Source organism: Thermodesulfobacteriota bacterium (assembly GCA_040755095.1).
Lineage (GTDB): Bacteria > Desulfobacterota > Desulfobulbia > Desulfobulbales > JBFMBH01 > JBFMBH01.
Genome location: JBFMBH010000088.1, coordinates 1 through 18885, shown reverse-complemented (window position 1 = coordinate 18885; position 18885 = coordinate 1). Strand labels below are relative to the sequence as shown.

General features: G+C 70.0%; 15 protein-coding genes. 5 read left to right on the top strand and 10 right to left on the bottom strand.

All coding sequences use genetic code 11. From position 1 onward, the window contains the following. The first annotated feature begins 289 nt into the window (after nucleotides 1-289). The 3 genes from AB1634_13105 to AB1634_13095 are packed head-to-tail and all read left to right on the top strand — an operon-like array spanning nucleotide 290 to nucleotide 2928. Nucleotides 290-1867 carry a hypothetical protein gene (locus AB1634_13105; GenBank protein ID MEW6220455.1) on the top strand — a complete coding sequence of 526 codons (1578 nt, stop codon included), beginning with the start codon at nucleotides 290-292 and terminating at the stop codon, nucleotides 1865-1867. Nucleotides 1868-1881: 14 nt separating this feature from the next. Further along, nucleotides 1882-2598, top strand: coding sequence for a Fic family protein (locus AB1634_13100; protein MEW6220454.1), 717 nt, complete (start codon nucleotides 1882-1884; stop codon nucleotides 2596-2598). Nucleotides 2599-2625: 27 nt separating this feature from the next. After that, complete coding sequence (locus tag AB1634_13095) at nucleotides 2626-2928, top strand: hypothetical protein (protein MEW6220453.1); 303 nt, start codon at nucleotides 2626-2628, stop codon at nucleotides 2926-2928. A gap of 174 nt (nucleotides 2929-3102) precedes the next feature. On the opposite strand, the gene AB1634_13090 is transcribed toward AB1634_13095, so the two are convergent. From AB1634_13090 to AB1634_13055, 8 genes are all read right to left on the bottom strand, one after another. Next, the gene (locus AB1634_13090; protein MEW6220452.1) at nucleotides 3103-4320 is read right to left on the bottom strand and encodes a type II secretion system F family protein; all 1218 of its coding nucleotides are present in this window, start codon (nucleotides 4318-4320) and stop codon (nucleotides 3103-3105) included. Nucleotides 4321-4345: 25 nt separating this feature from the next. After that, entirely contained in the window at nucleotides 4346-6037 is a 1692-nt protein-coding gene (locus tag AB1634_13085) for a GspE/PulE family protein (GenBank protein ID MEW6220451.1), read from the bottom strand. Nucleotides 6038-6061: 24 nt separating this feature from the next. Beyond that, a complete protein-coding gene (gene pilQ, locus AB1634_13080; GenBank protein MEW6220450.1) occupies nucleotides 6062-7555 on the bottom strand; it encodes a type IV pilus secretin PilQ in 1494 nt (497 codons plus the stop codon). 84 nt (nucleotides 7556-7639) lie between these two features. Further along, nucleotides 7640-8119, bottom strand: a complete 480-nt coding sequence (locus tag AB1634_13075; protein MEW6220449.1) for a hypothetical protein — start codon at nucleotides 8117-8119, stop codon at nucleotides 7640-7642. Nucleotides 8120-8144: 25 nt separating this feature from the next. After that, nucleotides 8145-8687, bottom strand: coding sequence for a hypothetical protein (locus tag AB1634_13070; GenBank protein ID MEW6220448.1), 543 nt, complete (start codon nucleotides 8685-8687; stop codon nucleotides 8145-8147). After that, on the bottom strand, nucleotides 8684-10732 hold the full coding sequence (locus tag AB1634_13065; protein MEW6220447.1) for a hypothetical protein: 2049 nt from the start codon (nucleotides 10730-10732) through the stop codon (nucleotides 8684-8686). Before AB1634_13065 ends, AB1634_13070 begins: the two co-directional genes overlap by 4 nt. Before the next feature lie 72 nt (nucleotides 10733-10804). Beyond that, nucleotides 10805-11794 carry a tRNA dihydrouridine synthase DusB gene (gene dusB, locus AB1634_13060; GenBank protein ID MEW6220446.1) on the bottom strand — a complete coding sequence of 330 codons (990 nt, stop codon included), beginning with the start codon at nucleotides 11792-11794 and terminating at the stop codon, nucleotides 10805-10807. Nucleotides 11795-11834: 40 nt separating this feature from the next. Further along, nucleotides 11835-12569 (bottom strand): VacJ family lipoprotein, encoded by a 735-nt coding sequence (locus tag AB1634_13055; GenBank protein MEW6220445.1) that lies wholly within the window; start codon nucleotides 12567-12569, stop codon nucleotides 11835-11837. A gap of 154 nt (nucleotides 12570-12723) precedes the next feature. On the opposite strand from AB1634_13055, the gene AB1634_13050 reads away from it, so the two are divergent. Beyond that, nucleotides 12724-14121 (top strand): sigma-54 dependent transcriptional regulator, encoded by a 1398-nt coding sequence (locus AB1634_13050; GenBank protein ID MEW6220444.1) that lies wholly within the window; start codon nucleotides 12724-12726, stop codon nucleotides 14119-14121. Nucleotides 14122-14149: 28 nt separating this feature from the next. On the opposite strand, the gene AB1634_13045 is transcribed toward AB1634_13050, so the two are convergent. Further along, the gene (locus tag AB1634_13045; GenBank protein ID MEW6220443.1) at nucleotides 14150-15154 is read right to left on the bottom strand and encodes a thiamine biosynthesis protein; all 1005 of its coding nucleotides are present in this window, start codon (nucleotides 15152-15154) and stop codon (nucleotides 14150-14152) included. Nucleotides 15155-15158: 4 nt separating this feature from the next. Then, nucleotides 15159-16835, bottom strand: a complete 1677-nt coding sequence (gene recN / locus AB1634_13040) for a DNA repair protein RecN (GenBank protein MEW6220442.1) — start codon at nucleotides 16833-16835, stop codon at nucleotides 15159-15161. Nucleotides 16836-16915: 80 nt separating this feature from the next. On the opposite strand from recN, the gene AB1634_13035 reads away from it, so the two are divergent. Further along, nucleotides 16916-18373: a M48 family metalloprotease gene (locus tag AB1634_13035; GenBank protein MEW6220441.1), complete on the top strand. Its 1458-nt coding sequence runs from the start codon at nucleotides 16916-16918 to the stop codon at nucleotides 18371-18373. Nucleotides 18374-18885 lie beyond the last annotated feature (512 nt).

Here is an 18885-nt window from a genome sequence, read left to right as displayed (position 1 = left end):
GCTTCGGAGCGGGCCAACTATGACGAGACCGGGATTGGGGCGACCAGTGCGGTGGGGTCCTCGAACGGCCACCTGCCCCTCCCATCCTGCCAAACTCATCCTGCAGAGGTACGTGGCCAGGCGACGCCGGCCCAAGGCGCTTCCGCCGGGCCGGCGACCCCCGGGCGGCCTTTGGCTTGACGGCAAGTCCGTTCTTCGTGTCTAGTGGGAGCCGGCAAGTGGCAAGGGAGCGCGGCAACATGGACGACCGCTTTGTGACCGGGGTGCCGGGGCGGTGGTGGAGGCTGGGGTGATGGGAAGACGATACAAGGCAGTGGCAGGGTCCGAGGCAGCCGATCTGGAGGCGGCCCTGGCGGCTGTGGATGCTGACCAGCTGCGGGGTCTGATCCGTGACCTCCTGCCGCAGCTGGATGGCCGGATCCGAGGCCTTCTCGTCAACAACCTCGTGGAGCGGGCTGCCCGGGCGGGATCCGGCTGGGCGCCAGCCGGCCCGGGGGCGGCTGAGGTGGCGGCAGTGGCGGCCTTTGCCGCAGCGGCTGAGCGCCGGGGCTACGCTGACCCGGAGGAGGTCGATTTTCATCTGCGCCAGGGGGGAGCCGCCTTTCTCAACCGGCGGTATGGGGATGCCCGGACGATCTTCCAGGCCCTCCTGCCGCCGCTCAACGAGGGCGAGATCGACCTCGGCCAGCACGAGCTGATTGGCGAGGTGCTGAGCACCGATGAGACGGACTGTACGGTGCAGTACCTGGTCGCGGTGTACATGACCACCGAGCCCGAGGAGCGGGCCCGGGCACTGATGGAGGCCTACAGCGAGGTGAGCGGCATCGGCTTTGTCGGTGAGCCCTTGCGGGAGATGGAAAGGGTGGCGGTGGAGCCGCTGCCCGGTCTTGCCGAGTTTCTGCCCCGGTGGCGGGATGTTCTGGAGCAATACACCGCCATCGGCGGGCTGGACTGGTCACCCGACCTGGCCCGCTGGCTGCGGGAGGCGGTGCAGCGTCTGGAGGGGGTGGACGGCCTGGCCAGGATAGCCCGTGCCACGGGAAAGGCCGACGATTTGCGCGCCTGGTGCAGGAGCCTGCTGGAGGCCAGGGAGTGGCGGGCCGCCTTGCGGGCCTTCGAGGAGGCGGCGTCCCTGGTCCGCGAGGAGCACCGGCGCGGGGAGTTTCTCGACGGGGCGGCCCTGGCGGCCCAGGAGCTGGGCCTCGACGACCAGTCGGCCCGGCTGGAGGATGGGTGGCGCAAGGCCCCCAGCCTGATTCGTCTGTGCCGTTGGCTCGGCTCGCTGCCGGGGCCGGCGGAGGTCCGGGCGGCCGCGGCCCAGGCCTTGAAGGCGTGCCCCAGGGCCGATGCCCGCCAGGCGAGCTTTCTCCGGGTGCTGGCCGGTGATATCCGGGGGGCCGCCCGGCTGCTGGCGCAGGCACCGGGTCTGGGCTGGTCTTACCCGGAGCATCCCGGGCACCTTCTGTTCTGGGCGTTTGAGCGGATCCTTGCCGGCGATGCCGCAAAAGACATGCGGGGGTGGGAGGGCTTCCACGGCGATCCTGGCTGGTGGCCGGGCGATGCCGGCGAGCCCCAGCTGGCGACGCCTTCGGCCCTGGAGGTTCTGCGTCTGGCTGGCGTTGCCGAAACCGCCGATGCCGAGACCCGCGCCCTTGTGCTCGGAGCGATGCGCCAGGCGGCCGAGCAGCGGGTGGCCGGGGTCACCGGCGCCAAGAGACGGAGAACTTACGGCCATGCAGCGGAGCTGACTGCGGCCTGTGCCGCTCTGGACAGGAGCCCCGCCGGTGCCCGCTGGCTGGCGGATCTCCGGGCCCGGTTCAGCCGCTATCCGGCCCTGCAATCCGAGCTTGCCGAGCGGCTGCAGTGATCGGGAGCCCGGTCATGAATCCCCTGGGCTTTGTGCCGGCACGGGGCGTCGTGCAGCCGGCGGCGGCGCCGGATGTGCGGCGGGCCTGCTTCGTGGCCCGCAAGCTTTTTGCCGAGATCGTCTACGACACTGCGGCGCTGGAAGACAGCCCGTACACCTTCCCGGAGGTGCAGACCCTGCTGGAGGGGATCACCGTGGGGGGACACCGGCTGGCGGATCAGAGCCTGGTGCTCAACCAGGCCGCCAGCTGGCGGCGGCTTATCGAGCTGGTGGGGTCGGGCCGCTTCGCTCTCGACAAGGAGACCTTCTGCGAGCTGCACGCCCTGGTGGCCCGGGAGGAGGCCTTGACCTGGGGGGTGTTCCGGGACGGGGCGGTGCGGATTGCGGGCAGCCGTCACGAGCCGCCGCCGGCCGCGGCCCTGGACGAGCTGTTTGCTGGCGGGCTGGCGGAGCTTGACCGCATCACCTGTCCGTTCCTCAAGGGCATCAACTTCTTCCTCTTCGGGTCCCTGTCGCAGTTCTTTTTCGACGGCAACAAGCGGACATCGCGCCTGATGATGAACGGAATCATCATGTCGGCCGGCCATCCACCCATCAGTGTGCCGGCGGCCAAGGCCCTGGAATTCAACCGGACGATGCTCACCTTCTACGAGACCAGGGAGGGTCGCGAGATGGCCCAGCTCCTGCTGAGCCTGGCACCGGTGGCCTACCTGCCCGCCATGCCGGCCTGAGAGCCGTCCACTACGCACGCACCCTTTGTGCCCATCATCCTGCTCATCTTCTACCACGGCCGGAGCACATGGGTGCATCCTCTGGACTTTGCGGGGCTTTTTGATCTGCCGGCGACCTTGGAGCAGGGGCAGCGGCGCACCCTGAGCGCCTTGCGCCGGAGCATCATCGATGTCCTGGAGGCCCGCTTCGAGGCGGTTCCGGCGGTGGTGCTCCTTGAGCTGGACAAGGTGGAGCGGGAAGAGACCTTGCACACCCTGCACAAGCGAGCGGTGGTCATCGCCTCTTTGGAGGCCTTCCGGGACCTGGTGCGCCGCACCGTGGCCGACTGAGCCCCCCGCCCGACCCGGCTGCCGTCCGTAGGCCTCCCCCAGCGCCGTGATCCATGGCTCCCTGCCGGGCCACCGAGTCGGCCCCAGGGCCGCCGCCGTGCCTGATCAGCGCCGTCATCGGCAGGGTGCGCCAGGAAGAGCCGGCAGCCGCGCCGCCCTGGCCGAAGAAATCGCTCACTTGGCCATCTTGGTGAGGTCCCACATGGGCAGGAAGATGGCCAGGGCAAAGAAGCCCACCACCGCGGTCAGCCCCACCACCAGCACCGGGCCGATGACGTCGGACAGGGCCTTGGTGGCGTAGCCCACCTCCTCGTCGTAATGGTGGGAGACCTCCTGGAGCATGTCCTCCAGGGAGCCGGACTCCTCGCCCACCGCGATCATGTTGATGACCATCGGGGTGAAGAACTTGGCCTCCCGCAGGGGACCGGCGATGCCGCGGCCCTCCTCCATGAGGTGCTTGAGGCGGTCGAACTCCCGGGCGATGGCGGCGTTGCCGATGGCGGCGGAGATGATCCTGATGGCATCCAGGATGCTGACCCCGCTCTTCATGAGGATGGACAGGATGCTGGAGAACCGGCTCATGGCGGTCTTGACGAACAAGGGGCCCAGAACCGGCAGCCGCAGCACGGTGTGGTCCCGGAGAAAGGCGCCCTGGGGGGTGGCAAAGAAGGCGCGCAGGGCGAAGAAGGCCGCGGTTGCCGCGCCGATGAGGACCGGCCAATAGGCCTTGAGCACCTGGTAGAGCCAGATGCACAGCCTGGTGGGGGCGGGCAGCTCGAGGCCGGCGCTGGCGAACACGCCCGCGAACTTGGGGATGACGAAGGTGAGCAGGAAGAAGAAGGCGCCGCCCAGGGCGAAGACCACCATCTTGGGATAGGCGAGAGCGCTCTTCACATCCTCCCGGACCTTGTGCTCGTGGTCGAGGATGAAGGTGATCCGCTCCAGGATCTCCGGCAGGGTGCCGGACAGCTCGCCGGCATGGATCAGGCTGCAGTAGAGGCTGTTGAAGACCTTGGGATGCCTGCGGAAGGCGTCGGTAAGGGTGGCGCCCTCCTTGATGTCCGTGGTCATGGCCCGCAAGGTCTGCCGCAGGGTGGCGTTCTCGGTCTGGGCCTCCAGGATCTCGAGAACCTGGGTGATGGAGATGCCGGCCCGGATCATGGTCCGGATCTGCTTGGTGAACAGGAGCAGCTCCGGTGTGCCCACCTTCTTGGCGAAGAGGCCGCCGGCCATGCCGCCGCTGCCTCCGTCCCCCCGGGCCTTGCCGACGCTGGTCGGGAAGAGGCCCTGGCCGGCCAGGATGTTCTGGGCCGCTGCCACCGACTCTGCCTCCACCACGCCCTGGATCGTGGCACCTCGATCGTTGATGGCCTTGTAGGCGAACTGGGGCATGCGGGTGAGCGCGGGCGTCCTGTCCTCAGACGAGAACCGTCTCCGCCGCCTCCTCGAAGGTGGTGATGCCGTCGATCACCTTGGCCAGCGCGATGTCCCGCAGAAGCCGCAGCTTGCCGGCGGCCCGCAGGCGGCGGCTGATGTCGGAGGAGGAGACCCGGGTGAGGATCATGGCCCGGACGTCGTCGTCCACGGCCAGGATCTCGTAGATGCCGGTGCGGCCCTTGTAGCCGGTATTCATGCACAAGGAGCAGCCGGTCCCTTTCTGGAAATGGGCGCTGGCCGTCTCGTCGAGCCCCCAGTAGCGGAGCACCGCAGGCGGCGGCGCGAAGGGGGCGGCGCAACGGGCACAGATCCGGCGCAGCAGGCGCTGGGCGCAGACACACAGGAGGGAGGCGGAGATCAGGAAGGGCTCGATGCCCATGTTGTCCAGGCGGGTGACGGTGCCGGCAGAGTCGTTGGTGTGGATGGTGGACAGGACGAGATGGCCGGTGAGGGCAGCCTGGATGGCGATGCTGGCGGTCTCGTTGTCCCGGATCTCGCCCACCATGATGATGTTGGGGTCCTGGCGCAGGATGGAGCGCAGGCCGGAGGCGAAGGTCATGCCGGCCTTGGTGTTGAGCTGCACCTGGCGCACCCCGTCCATGCGGTACTCCACCGGATCCTCCAGGGTGATGATGTTGACCTCCGGGGTGTTGATCTCGTTGAGGAGGGCATAAAGCGAGCTGGACTTGCCGCTGCCGGTGGGGCCGGCGGAGAGGATCATGCCGTAGGGCTGCCTGGCCATGTGGCGGATGGTTACGAGGTCCTCCGCCAGAAAGCCCAGTTTTTCCAGGGGTAAGGCGCCAACGCTGATGTAGAGCAGCCGCATGACCAGGTTCTCGCCGTAGATGGTGGGCAGGGTGGAGACCCGGAGGGAGATCTCCTGGTCCTCCACCCGGATGTTGAACCGGCCGTCCTGGGGGATGCGGGTGTTGGCGATATCCATGCTGGCCAGGATCTTGATCCGGGAGACGATCCCGGGCAGCATCGAGCGGGGCGGCGGCGGCACCTCGTGCATCTTGCCGTCGATCCGGAAGCGCACCTGGGCCCGCTTCTGCTCCGGGCTGATATGGACGTCGCTGGCTCGCTCCTTCACCGCCTGGTGGAGGATGGAGTTGACGAGCCGGATGATCGGCGCCGCGTCGGCGATATCCCGGAGGATGCCCAGCGGCTCGGCGCCCTGGTCCTCGCTCTTGATCTCCAGCTCGCCCAGCTCGTCCAGCACCTCCGACACCGAGGATCGGATGCCGTAGATGCCATTGAGAAGAATGGCCAGCTCCGATTTCGAGCAGATGAGGGGCTCCACCTCGATGTTGTTGAGCTTTTCCACCATGTCCAGGGCATTGAGGTCCATGGGGTCGACCATGGCGATCCTCAGCACGAAGTCGTCCTGGGACAAGGGGGCGAGGAGGTACTTGTTGGCCAGGTCGTACGGGATCAGGCTGGCCAGCTCCGGCCCCACCGCCAGCTCGTTGGGGTCGTATTTGCCGATCTGGAGCTGGGTGGACAGAAGGCTTATGATCTCGTCTTCGGAGACGATGCCCTTGTGGATCAGAAAGTCTCCCAGCCGCATGCCCGAGCCCTTCTGCTCGGCCAGGATCGGCCCCATCTGCTCCTCGGCCAGGAGGCCTGCTTCCACCAGCATCTCTCCCAGTCGCTTGCGGATCCGGCGCATGACACGCTTCTCCCTGGCCGCCCTTCACGGGGCAGCGGCAGCCGGCTCTGGCGGCTGCGCGGCCGCAGTGTCGGCCGGCGCTCCCCCGGTGAGGATCTTGGGGGTGATGAAGATCAGAAGCTCTTCCAGATCGCTGGACTTGGAGTCCTTCTTGAAGAGCCAGCCCAGGAGCGGCACGTCCTTGAGGCCAGGCACCCCGGTGTTGCCGTCGGTGCTGGTCTCCTTGGCCAGGCCGGCGATGACCGCCGTGGCCCCGTTCTCCACCAGCAGCTGGGTCTGGGCCAGCTTGCGGATGATGAACGGGTTGCCGAGCACGGTGCGGCTCATGTCCACCTCGTCCTTCTTGGCCTCGATGTTGAGCTTGATCACCTGGTCGGTGATGACGTGGGGGGTGACCTGGAGCCGCAGGGTGGCGCTCTTGTACTGGACCTTGACCTCGTCGTTCTCCACGGTCTGGAAGGGGACGTCGGTGCCGCTTTCCACGATGGCCTGGTTGTTGTCCAGGGTGGCGATGGAGGGCCGGGAGAGGATCCTGACCCGCCCCTCTTCCTGCAGGGCCGACAGCTGGACGTCCAGGACGTTGCCGGACACGCTCCGGTTGATGAAGCCGATGGAGGCGGGGTTGATGCCGCCGATCGGGGCTGCCGGCAGATCGACGCCGAAGCCCTGACCGCCGATGCCGGAGCGGCTCTTGCCGTCGACCCCGGGCAGGTACGTGCTCCGGCCGGTGGCCGGGTCGACGGTGCCGTTGATGCCGCCCGGGGTAAGGAGGTTGCCGTAGCTGCCGTGCAGCCAGCCCCACTGCACCCCCAGCTCCCGGGCGGTATCCATGGTGGTCTCGATGATGCGGGCCTCGATGAGGATCTGGGGGGTGGAGCGGTCCAGGTCGCGGACAAAGGCCACCAGCTTGGCCATGTTCTCCTCCACGTCCTGGACCACCAGGGAGCGGGAGTGCACGTCCACGGTTACCGAGCCCCGGGCTGCCCCCTCCTTGTCCTTGGTCAGAAGCGGCCGGATGGACTCGGCGATCTCGTCGGGATTCGCGAACTCGATGCCCACAATCCGGGTGACCAGCGGCGCCACCTGCTCCTTTTCCTCCCGTTCCAGGGCCTTGCGCTCCAGGATCTGCTTGAGGTCGTCCAGGGACATCACCCGCAGGAGGCTGCCTTCCCGGGACAGGGTGAGGCCATAGCTTTCCACCAGACCCAGAAAGACCTCGTTCCAGGGGGTGTTTTCGATATGGGTGCTCACCGTGCCCTGGACGCCGGGGTTGACCAGGATATTCTGGCCTGCCATCCGGGCCAGGGAGCGGAGCACCGTGCCCAGGTCGGCGTCGATGAAGCGCACCGAGATCAGGGTCTCCGGCAGCCCGGTCACTGGCATCGGCAGGGCAGGGCCGGCGGCCGCTGCTTGCGGCGTGGCGGCCGGGGCCGGCGGGTCGCTGGCCGCCGCCGGCATCGAGCCCAGCCCGAGCGCGACGAGCAGGACGACCAGAAGGATGGTGAGGGGTCGTGGCATGGATGGCATCCTCTTGGAAGACAACGAGCACCTGGGCCAGGCCGTTATCCCTGCTGCCTGCCTGGCTTGACCATACCCCGCCGGCTACTCGCCGGCCACGATGGGGACCAGGACCTTCTGCTCCCCCTGGACCAGCTCCACCATCTCCGGGCCGATGGCGCCGATGATGAAGCCTTCCATCTCGTCGCCTTCCCGGTAGTCGAGGCCGTTGATGATGGCGATGCGGGCGTCGCCCATCTCGGCGAAGCCGGTGTACTGGAAGCCGCTGGCATCCAGGACCTCCCGGCGCTGTCCCTCCTGGGCCTGCCGCTCCAGCTCGCGGCGAAAGCTCACGGTCAGGAAGCGGTCGGCGCTCCAGGTGTCGGCCAGGCGCTCCCGGACCTGGGCCAAAGGCACCCCGGCGGGCACCGGACTTGCGGCCAGCTCGGCGGTGACCGCCGCCACGATGGGACCGGCGCTGGTGGCTGCTGGGCCGGTCTTCCTGGGCTCCACGAGAAAGACATAGGCCCCGTACAGGGCCGCCAGCCCGGTCAGGCCCAGAAGGATCTGCTCGGAGCGCTTCATGACCGTGGTCTCCCAGGTGCCCGGTTCAGGAGAGGATCACCGAGAAGGTGAGCTGCAGCCGCACCCCGGTATCACCCGCCTCCAGCCGGATCTCCTCCATGGCCTCCACATAGGGCAGGGCCAGGAGCTCGCTCAGGAAGCCGCGTAGCCCCTCGGGCTCGCCGGCGCTGACGGCGAGGATCCGGATCTCCTGCCGGCCGGCGGCAATGCTCCTGATCTCCGGTGTGACCTCCTCCAGGCGCAGCCGGTGCTGGCCACTCAGGCGGTTCAAAGTGGTGAAGATTTCCTGGGCATGGCCGGCCGCCAGGGGCTGGCGGGGGGGCGGCGCCGCACCGACCTCCCCCTCCAGGGTCTGCAGGCGCTCGTGCAAGGTCAGGTACAGATCCCGCAACTGGGCCTGATCCTTCGCCTGGCCTTCCAGGCGGAGGATCTCGGCATCCAGGCGCCGGCTGGTCAGCATAGCCGGCACCACGCCGCCGCCCAGGACGAGACCCACCAGCAGGAGACCGAGCAGGGTGATCAGGATCGGCCGGCTGGTGCCGGCGAGGGGAGCAGGCAGCTGCATCATGACGGACCCGCTCCCGCGGCTGGCCGATCAAGACGATCCGCCGAGAGCTCCACCACGAAGTGGAGCACCTCTTCGGAGCGGAAGGCCCGGGCGCTCCGCTCCCGGATGGTCACGGTCTGGAAGAAGGGCGACGCGGACAGATTGGCTACCAGTGCGGCGAGCTTCAGCTCGAGCTGCCGGGCCGGGCCGGTGACCAGGCCCTCCATGGCCAGCCCGTAAGGGGGCGTCCGGTTCCGGTCGCTGGCTGCGCCCCGGGTCACGGTCAGGCTGATGAGCCGGACCGCCGGCGGGGTCAGACGCAATAGCTCGGCCAGGAGCGCGACCTCGAACTGTTCTTTGGCCCGCTGGTAGTCCTGCCCGGCAAGCTCCCTGATCCGGGCCACCAGGTCCAGGAGGAGTGCCTGGTCCAGCTGGCCGACGCCCGGGGGTACGGCTGCGGCCAGCTGCCTGGCCAGGAAGGCCCGGCGCTCCTCTTTGCTTCGCACCTGCCCGCGCTGCCAGGCAAAAAGCACGGTGCTGGCCGCCAGCAGGGCCAGAAAGCCGGCGCTGGCGACCTGGCTCAGCCGCTGGCTGCGCTGGATGGCCTCCCGCTCCTTCTGGGGCTGCAGGCAGTTTGGGGTGCGCCGGCCATCGGACAGAGCCAGGCCGAAGGCCGGACCCAGAGCGGCACGCTGGGCCGGCTGCGGCGGTGGCAGCGCGGTGCCCAGGAGCGGTCGATCCACGGCAAAGGGATCCAGGGCGCTGCAGGCGAGCCCCAGCTCGCTGGCAAACAACCTGGCAAAGCTGGCGCTGCCGGCGAGGCTGCCCGTGAGAAAGAGGTGGCTGGGCCGCGGGCAGGCGAAATGGGTGGCGCAGTAATCGAAGGTCCTTTCCAGCTGCCGCACCAGACGGTCGGTGGCCGGCAGGCGCAGGTCGATGATGTCGAGGCCAGGGCCGGCGTCCCGGGAGCCGAGCAGCAGGCGCCGGGCCGCATCCTCGTCCGGGATGGCGCCGCCCGCGGTCTTGAGGCCGACCATGGATTCCAGGAGGCTGCCGATGCCGGTCTTGATATCCCGGCTGAAGAGGAGCTGGCGGTCCAGGTAGACATCGATGAAGGACTCCTGCTCGTCCAGGTGCAGGAGGGAATACGCGTCGCCGTCGCCGCCCAGCCAGCGGCTCTCCAGGAGGTTCTGCAAGGCCACCGCCGAGGAGGCCAGGCCGGTCAGTGGAAAGCCCAGGCCGCGGAACAGGCCCTGCCAGGCGGCAACCTCCTGCCGGTTGGCCAGAAGCACCAGGACCGCCAGCTTGGGCACCTCGGCCACGGTTACCTCGCCCAGGAGCGTGTAGTCCAGGACAGTGGCCCCTTCGTCCAGGGTCAGCTCCTTCTTGGCTGCCCAGAAGACGACATTGGCCAGCTCTCTTTTCGCCACCCGTGGCACGGTGAGGTGGTGGATCGTCACCGCCTGCCGGGGCAGGACGCACCACAGCCGGGCCCGCTCCCGCCGGCCCACGAAACCGGCCAGGGCCTCCGCCAGGAAGCGGCCGAAGCGGTCATCCCCCGTGAGGGTGCGGGCTTCCACCGGAGACGGCACCTGGCAGCGGCCGGCGTAGGGCAGGTACTGGGAGTCCAGCAAACAGGGGTGCGCGAGACCGCCGCTGGCCTTGACCAGGCAGAGGGCGTCGGCGCCGATCTCGATGCCGACGGCCAGGCCGCCACCGGCCGCAAGCCCCGGCAGCAAGGGCAGGGTGAAGCGCCGGCGGCCAGTGGCCGGAGCGGCACGCCGCGGCCGGGGGGCGGCCGGGGCAAGGCGGCCGGCCGGATCCGCCTCGGCGGCGGGTGCGGGCTCCGGCAAGGGCGCCGGGGTAGGCTCCACCCCTTCCAGCACGAGCCCAGCCGTCCCTGGCGGCGGGTGCGGCTCGGCCAGCGGCAACGCTGCCAGATCCTCGGGGACCGGCAGCGGCTCCCGGGTCTCGTCTCCCGTCCGGGATGGGGGGGGCGGGCGCTGGGAGCTGCGGATGAGCTCCAGGAGCTTCTCGGTGGCCGAGATGTCGTCGGGCTTGGTCATGAAGCTCCGGACTGAGCGCAGGCCGCAGGTATGCCTTCACATGGTCGGCGTCTTCTGTGCAATCGTCACACGTTACCCTGACCGGCCGGCCCTTGGAAAGGCCCAAGAGTCTTCCGGCAGGTCAAGCCAGCGGTCGAGGAGCTGGCGGAGGCTCTCCAGGCTGGGGGCCGCCTGGATTTCCTGGCGCAGCCGGCTGGCGTCCCTGAGGCCGGTCAGATAGCGGCCGGCGTGGCTGCGGGCCTGGTGCAGGACGCCGCTACCCTCCCCGTGGATGGCCATGAGATCCAGATGCCGGGCCAGCACCGCCAGCCGCAGACCGAGACCGGCGGGCAGCGGCTGCCAGCCGAACAGCCACGGGTTGCCCAGGGCGGCGCGGCCGATCATCACCCCGTCGCAGCCGGTCTCTTCGAGCATACGGCGGGCGTCTTCCGGGGTGCGCACGTCGCCGTTGCCGATCACCGGCACGGCCAGCGCGGCCTTCACCCGGGCGATGGCCTGCCAGTCCGCCTGGCCGCCGAAGCCCTGGGCCCAGGTGCGGCCATGCACGGTCACTGCCTGGGCGCCGGCATCCGCCAGGCGGCGGGCCAGGGCCACCACCTCGTCCCCCTTCTGCCAGCCGGTGCGGATCTTCACCGTCACCGGCCACCGGGCCTGGACCCTCACCGCGGTGACGATGCGGGCCGCCAGGGCCGGATCCTTGAGCAGGGCCGCACCGGCGCCCTTGCGCACCACCTTGCGCACCGGGCAGCCCATGTTGATGTCAATGAGATCGATGGGCTGGTCGCTCAGGACAGCCGCCGCGGCACCCATGACCGCCGGGTCGCTGCCGAAGAGCTGGAAGGCTACCGGCCGCTCATCCGGGTGGGTGGCCAGGAGGCGCATGGTGTTGCGCTGGCCCCGCACCAGGCCGTGGCAGGAGATCATCTCCGAGACCACGAGGCCGGCGCCGTGCTCGCGGCACAGGCGGCGGAAAGGCAGGTCGCTGTAGCCGGCGAGCGGCGCCAGCATCAGGGGCGATGCCAGGCGGACCGGACCGATGGCAAGCCCAGGGGGCAAAGGCATGGGAAGGAGCGGGCGGTCGGCCTGGTGCGGGAGGACTCCCTCACTGGGCCACCCGGTCCCGGCGGTGCTGGAGGTAAGCGTCACGGACAGCGGTGTACGGCTCCAGGGCGGCGTCTTTCAACGCCTCGTAGTCGCCGATGGTGAGGGAGGTGTCGTTGACCTTCTCGCCGGTGCGGATGCCAACCGAGGCCAGGGCTGGGGACACGTAGGTCGGCGGGTAGGCAAGGGCGTCCCCGGCCAGGCCGAAAGTGTCCCGCAGGGTGCAAGGGCCCAGGACCGGCCAGGTGATGAAGACGCCCTCCCCGACCCCCCAGGCCCCCAGGGTCTGACCGAAGTCCTCGTCGCTGGCCGGCAGGTCTTCATAGCGGCCGGCAAAGTCGATGAAGCCGGCGAGGCCGAAGGTGGTGTTGAGCATAAGACGGCCCACCTCGCGGCCCGCCTCGTTCACCTTGCCCTGCAGACAGCAGTTGAGGAAGCGGATGGGCGTGGCCAGATGGCGGAAGAAGTCCCGGATGCTCACCCGGATGCCTTCCGGCAGCACAGCGCCGTAGCCCTGGGCCACGGGCTTGAGGACCCAGAAGTACAGGCGGTCGTTGAAGGTGTACATGGCCCGGTTCCAGCCCGCCAGGGGGTCAGCCTCGACCGCGGTGGTCTCCTCGTCCAGATCAGCGCCGGCCTCCGGCTCGGCCTCGGTGGCGGCCAGGCCGGAGGGGATCCCGGCAAGGCCGAGCAGACAGAACAGGGCAAGGCCAAGGCAGCAGTGGGACAGGCGCATGAGGATCCCTCGCAGAGAGGCGTTGGTTGGGGGCGGCACACATCCGCCCCGTGGTTTATCATAAAGGCCCGGCAGCCCGCAACCGCCATTTCACGCGCCGGCGAGGGGCTCCGCGGCCCGTCGATCACCTGTCTCTTGTGCCGAGGGAATCATCATGCCCGCCCGCCATTCCACACCCCGCTCGGTCCTGGTGGTGGACGACGACCGGGCGCACCGGATCATGCTGCGCACCCTGCTGTCCGACTGGGGCTGGCAGGTGGCGGAGGCCGACGACGGCGACACGGCCGTCGCCGCCCTGGCCGGCCGCAGCTTTGCGGTGGTGCTCATGGACGTGCGCATGGCCCGCCTGGACGGCATGAGCGCACTCCGCCAGATGCATCGCCACCATCCCACCCTGCCGGTGATCCTCATGACCGCCTATTCGTCGGTGGATGCCGCGGTGGAGGCCATGAAGATCGGCGCCCACGACTACCTGACCAAACCCCTGGATTTCGGCCGCCTGCGCGCCACCCTGGAGGAGACCGGCGGACCGGCGCCCTCGGGCGCGGCTTTGGCCGGACCGGGCAGGGGTCCGGCGGATTTCGGCCTGGTGGGCGCCTCGGCGGCCATGCACGAGCTGGCCGAGCTCTTGGCGGTGGTGGCGCCCAGCGAGGCGACGGTGCTGGTGACCGGCGAGAGCGGCACCGGCAAGGAGCTGGTGGCCCATGCCCTCCATCGCCACAGCCTGCGCAAGGATGGCCCGCTGGTTACGGTCAACTGCGCGGCCCTGGCCGAGACCCTGCTCGAATCCGAGCTCTTTGGCCACGAGAAGGGGGCGTTCACCGGTGCCGACCGCCGGCGGGAGGGCAAGTTCGTTCAGGCCCATGGCGGCACCCTGTTTCTGGACGAGGTGGGGGAGACGAGCCCGTTCATGCAGGCCAAGCTCCTGCGGGCCCTGCAGGAGCACGAGGTGCAGCGGGTGGGCGGCCAGGAGACCATCCGGGTCGACGTCCGGGTGGTGGCGGCCACCAACCGGGTCCTGGAAGAGGAGGTGCGGCAGGGGCGATTCCGGGAGGATCTCTATTACCGGCTGAATGTGGTGACCATTCCCGTGCCGCCCTTGCGGGCGCGACCCGACGACATCCCGCCCCTGGCCGAGCATTTCGTGGCGCGCTTTGCGGCCCGCAACCGCCGCAAGGTGCGGGGGATCGACCCCGGGGCCATGGACTGCCTGGTGCGCTACGGGTGGCCGGGCAATATCCGGGAGCTGGAGAACGCCATGGAGCGGGCGGTGATCCTCTTGCGGGGCGAGGTCCTCGATGTGGACAGCCTGCCGTTGGCGGTGCGCAAGGCCGGGACCGCGGCGCCGCTGCCGGCGGCCGCCACCTCCTCTCCCCCCACCTCCCTGGAAGAGGCCGAGCGGCAGGTCATCCTCCGCACCCTGGCAGAGAGCGGCGGCAACAAGAGCGAGACCGCCCGCCGGCTGCACATCACCCGCCGGACGCTCCACGCCAAGCTCAGGAAGTACGGCCCCGGTGAGCCCGGCGCCGATCCGGGGCAGGGGCAGGGGTAGACGGGTCGAGGCGCCAGCCGCCGGCCATCTACCGCTGCCAATCCTGGAAAACCTCGTTCGGCAGGGGTGAGGCGGTGAGGTGGCGGGCGCTGGCGCCGGTTATCGCCACCGGCAGCGGGCCGTCCGGTCGACCCCGCTTGCGGCTGAAGCGGACCAGGATGCCGGCGGCCCGGGCCAGGTCCTCCGTATCGCCCCGGCGCAGGATCGCCGTTGGTCCTGGCCAGTCCGGGGTGGTCAGGACCAGGTCGGACGGCTCGGCCAGGGCGGCCAGCCGCTCGTTCTCCTCCTGGTTGCGGCCCAGGGCCAGCCAGCCGCCGCCCGGCAGCCGGAGCTGGCGGCCCACCAGGGCCAGGCGCAGGTCGGCGGCCGCCGGCACGCCGGTCTCGGCGTAGAGAGCCCGGATGCGGGCCGCCAGGTTGGGGTCGGTGAGGAGGCAGCCGCCGGCCGGCGACGGGTAGCCTTCGATGCCGAAACGGGCCGCCAGCCGGATCTGGCCGCTGCGGCCGCGGCCGGCCAGGTCCAGGAGCCGCTGCCGGTCCACCAGGCCCCGCTCCTCCAGGGTGGTGGGCGGCAGATGCTTGGCGCACAGGGGCCGCAGGAGCAGGCCGGTGCAGCCGGAATCCCGCTCCACGACCCGCAAGGTGTCCCGGCGCTGGGACATGGGCCGTTGGCCGATCACCTCGCCGGTGATGATGCCGTCCGCCCCCAGCTCCTCCATGAGGTGCCGGGCCTGGGTGACGAGCAGGATCTTGCAGTCCAGGCAGGGGTTGAAGTGGCGGCCGTAGCCATGGGCAGGACGGGCCAGCATCTCAAGATAGGGCGCCGTGACGTCCCGCACCAGGACCTCGATGCCGAACTGGCGCCGGACCTGGGCCGCGTAGCCCTCCGGGTCGGCCAGGAGGTCGTCGCCGAAGAACGGGGTGGCGAAGCGCACCGCCTGGACGATCGCCCCTTGCTCCTGGAGGAGGCGGCAGGCCAGAATGCTGTCCAGGCCACCGGAAAAAAGGGCGACGAGGTGGCAGGCCGCGGGCATGGCTCTATGCCCCCTTCTGGCTGGCGGTCAGGAGGGCCTCGGCGAAGGCCACGGTTTCCGGCCGGCCGCTGGTGCCGTCCAGCATCCGGGCCAGCTCGCCCACCCGGGCCGGCCGGTCGAGCTGGAGCACCCGGGTGTGGGTGCGGCCATCCCGGACCTGCTTGTCCACCAGAAAATGGGTGTCGGCACAGGAGGCGATCTGGGGCAGGTGGGTGATGCACAGCACCTGATGGTGGCGGGCCAGGTCCCGGATCTTCCGGGCCACCGCATCCGCGGCCTGGCCGCCGATGCCGGCATCCACCTCGTCGAAGATCACGCATCCCACCTGGTCCTTCTGGGCGAGGATGCTCTTGATGGCGAGCAGCAGCCGGGACAGCTCGCCTCCCGAGGCGATGGCGGCCAAGGGCTTGGCGGGCTCGCCCGGGTTGGCGGAGAACAGCAGCTCCGGCCGATCCCAGCCGTCCCGGGTCAGGGCCGCTGCTGTTTCCGGCTGGTCCCGGAAGCGGACCGCAAAGCAGGCCTGGCCCAGCCCCAGGGCCTGCAGCTCCGCCTGCACCGCCCGGGCGATCCGCTCGGCGGCGGCATGGCGGGCGGCAGACAGGCCAGCCGCTGCCGCCCGCAGCGCCGCCGCCAGTCGGGCCTCCTCGGCGCCCAGCTGCCCCAGCCGGTCGTCCACCGACTCCAGGGCGGCCAGCTCCTGGGTCAACGCCTGATGGAGGTCCAGAATAGCGGCCACGCTGGCGCCGTATTTGCGCTTCAGGCGGGCCAGGAGGTCGAGCCGGCTGCTGGTGGCCTCCAGCTCCGCCGGGTCGGCCTGGACGGTCTCCAGATAGGCCTCCAGACGGCCGGCCTGATCCCCCAGGGTATAGAAGGCGGCGGCCACCTCGGCCAGGATGGAGGCGGTGGCCGGGTCCAGCTGGGCCATCTGCTCCAGCCGCTGGCGGACGGAGGACAGCTGGTCCCACACCCCCTCCCGCAGCAGCTCGTGGGCCTCCCGGCCCAGACGGGTGAGGGTGTCGGCGGACTTCAAGACCTGCCGCCGGGCAAGGAGGCGCTCCTCCTCGTCCGGGGTCAGCCTGGCGGCCTCGATCTCGGCGATCTGGAAGGCCAGGAAATCCCGGCGTTGATCCCGCTGGCCCAAAGCCTGGCGCAGCTGGGTCACCTCGGCGGCCAGCGCCCGCCAGCGGTCGAAGTCGGCGGCAAAGGCCCGCCGGGTCGGACCGAGGTCGGCCGCCGTATCCAGGAGGTCCAGATGGCGGCCGGGGTCCAGGAGCCGCTGCTGCTCGTGCTGGCCGGCCAGGCTCACCAGCTCGGCCAGGACCTCGCCGGCCAGCCGGGCCGGCACCAGGTGGCCGTTGACATAGAAGCGGCTGCGGCCACCCTCGCCGATAACCCGGCGGACCACCACCACGCCGCCGGCCTCCAGGTCCTGGCTGGCCAGAAGCTCGGCCAGGGCCTGGTTGGCGGCGACGTCGTCGAACAGGGCCTCCACGGTGGCCTGGCTGGCTCCGGTGCGGATCCAGGTGGGCGGGGCCTTGCCGCCGGAGAGCAGATGGACGGCGGCCAGCACGATGGACTTGCCGGCGCCGGTCTCGCCGGTGAAGACGGCCAGGCCGGGGCCGAAGGCGATCTCCAGCCGTTCGATCAGGGCCAGATTTTCGATCTTGAGCTCCTGGAGCATGGCCGCTATCTTTCCTTGTTTTGGTCGCCTTGGCAAGACGGCGGCCCAACCGACCTTGCATCCCCATGGAGGGTGCCCCCATGACGATCCCCACGCCCGCCGCTCGCCGGCCCCGGTCCCTCGCATCGTGGATTCTGTTGGCTGCAGCGCTGCTGGCGGCGGCGCCCATGCCGGCCTCCCGGGCCTGGGCCTTCTCGGTGGCCGAGGAAAGGGAGGTGGGAGAGCAGCTCCTGGCCATGGTGCGCCAGGAGCTTGCCCTCCTTGACGATCCGGACCTCACCGCCTATGTCACCCGCATCGGCCGGCAGGTCCTCGGTCAGGCCGGGGTGCAGTACTTCGACTACCACTTCTTTGTGGTCAGGGACAAGGAGCTGAACGCCTTCGCCGCGCCCTCTGGTCTCATCTTCATCCATTCGGGTCTCATCGAGACCATGGACAGCGAGGATGAGCTCTACGGGGTGCTGGCCCACGAGATCGGCCATGTGGTGAGCCGTCACATCGCCGAGCGGATGGAGAAGGGCACCAAGGTGGGGATCGGCACCATGGCGGCGGTCCTGGCCGGGGCGCTCCTGGGCAGCGGCGACCTGGCCCAGGCGGTGATCACCGGCGCCCTGGCCACCGGCTCCTCCCTCAACCTCAAGTTCAGCCGCCAGGACGAAGAGGAGGCCGACCGGCTGGCCTTCCACTGGCTGCAGGAGATCGACCGGGATCCTCACGGCCAGCTGGACACCCTGCGGCGCCTGCGGCGCTACCAGATGATGAGCACCGGCAAGCTGCCGCCCTATCTTCTCACCCATCCGGATCCGGAGGCCCGGATGGGCTACGTCCAGGATCTGCTCGCCATCAGCAGCGGCCGCACCTACCCCAAGAGCGATCCCTTCGATTTCCTGCGCTTCAAGCAGCGGATCCGGGTGGCCAGCCGGGATCCGGCGAGCCTTATCCCTCACTTCACCAAGGAACTGGCGGCGGCGGGCGAGCCGCAGGCCGAAGCCCTGGCCCGGTATGGCCTGGCCCTGGCGCAGCTGGCGGCCGGCAACGCCCAGGCCGCGGCAGAGGGTCTTGCCGCCGTGGTGGCGGCAGAGCCCAACCGGCCCATCCTGCAGGCGGACCTGGGGGTGGCTCTCCACGAGGCCGGCCGGTACCAGGAGGCCAAGGAGGTGCTGACCCAGGCCCGGGACCGGGATCCGGAGCTGGGCTACGCCACCTTCCACCTGGCCCGAGCCCTCGGCCAGCTGGGGGAGCGCCCCCGGGCCATCGCCCTCCTGGAGGGGCTGATCCCGATCCTGCCCGACTACTCCCGCCTCTATTTCGACCTGGGAGGCTTGCACTCCGCAGAAGGCCACACCGGCGTCGCCTATTATTACCTGGGCATGCACTCCTGGCTGACCGGCGACCCCGAGCGTGCCGTCGATTTCTACAAGCGTGCCCTGACCGAGCTGGACTCCACCGACCCTCTGTACGAGGAGTCCAAGGCCCGCTGGAAGCGCATCCAGGAGCTGGAGATGGACAAGCAGCGCCGCCGGCAAGGGGGGGGCTGACAGACAGCACCGGGGGAGGTTGTCGCCGTCGCCGCCACCGAAAGGCGTGCATCTGCCGGCGGTGCCCGCCGTCGCCGCCCCCGGAGGAGCATCCGCCGGCGGTGCCCGCCATCGCCGCCGCCGGGGGATGAATCCCCCGGCTATCATAGCTGCTCTCGCTGCGCGAGGCTCCAGAGGAAACCCTCCTTGCAGAGCCACGCAGTGGCGTACCAGAGGTAGGCCGGCCTTTCAAGGCCGGCCGGGAAGCACCGGCCGGTACCCCCGGGGATCCGCCGCGGTTTTGGCCGGGGGGGCGGCGGCCACCTCGGCCGGGGGGGCGGCGGGGGATGTCGCCGGCACGGGGTCGGGGGAGTGCGGCCGGCAGGGGTTGCCGGCGCCGCCGCCACCGGAAGAGTGCATCCGCCGTCGCCTCCGCCGGAAGAGTGCATCCGCCGTCGGTGCCCGCCGTCGCCGCCGCCGGGGGATGAATCCCCCGGCTATCATAGCTGCTCTCGCTGCGCGAGGCTCCGGAG

Bases quoted from the DNA above. Each gene is read 5' to 3' on its own strand.
- AB1634_13100 (MEW6220454.1), top strand. From the start codon at position 1,882: ATGAATCCCCTGGGCTTTGTGCCGGCACGGGGCGTCGTGCAGCCGGCG.
- AB1634_13090 (MEW6220452.1), bottom strand. From the start codon at position 4,320: ATGCCCCAGTTCGCCTACAAGGCCATCAACGATCGAGGTGCCACGATC.
- AB1634_13085 (MEW6220451.1), bottom strand. From the start codon at position 6,037: ATGCGCCGGATCCGCAAGCGACTGGGAGAGATGCTGGTGGAAGCAGGC.
- pilQ (MEW6220450.1), bottom strand. From the start codon at position 7,555: ATGCCACGACCCCTCACCATCCTTCTGGTCGTCCTGCTCGTCGCGCTC.
- AB1634_13075 (MEW6220449.1), bottom strand. From the start codon at position 8,119: ATGAAGCGCTCCGAGCAGATCCTTCTGGGCCTGACCGGGCTGGCGGCC.
- AB1634_13070 (MEW6220448.1), bottom strand. From the start codon at position 8,687: ATGATGCAGCTGCCTGCTCCCCTCGCCGGCACCAGCCGGCCGATCCTG.
- AB1634_13065 (MEW6220447.1), bottom strand. From the start codon at position 10,732: ATGACCAAGCCCGACGACATCTCGGCCACCGAGAAGCTCCTGGAGCTC.
- dusB (MEW6220446.1), bottom strand. From the start codon at position 11,794: ATGCCTTTGCCCCCTGGGCTTGCCATCGGTCCGGTCCGCCTGGCATCG.
- AB1634_13055 (MEW6220445.1), bottom strand. From the start codon at position 12,569: ATGCGCCTGTCCCACTGCTGCCTTGGCCTTGCCCTGTTCTGTCTGCTC.
- AB1634_13050 (MEW6220444.1), top strand. From the start codon at position 12,724: ATGCCCGCCCGCCATTCCACACCCCGCTCGGTCCTGGTGGTGGACGAC.
- AB1634_13045 (MEW6220443.1), bottom strand. From the start codon at position 15,154: ATGCCCGCGGCCTGCCACCTCGTCGCCCTTTTTTCCGGTGGCCTGGAC.
- recN (MEW6220442.1), bottom strand. From the start codon at position 16,835: ATGCTCCAGGAGCTCAAGATCGAAAATCTGGCCCTGATCGAACGGCTG.
- AB1634_13035 (MEW6220441.1), top strand. From the start codon at position 16,916: ATGACGATCCCCACGCCCGCCGCTCGCCGGCCCCGGTCCCTCGCATCG.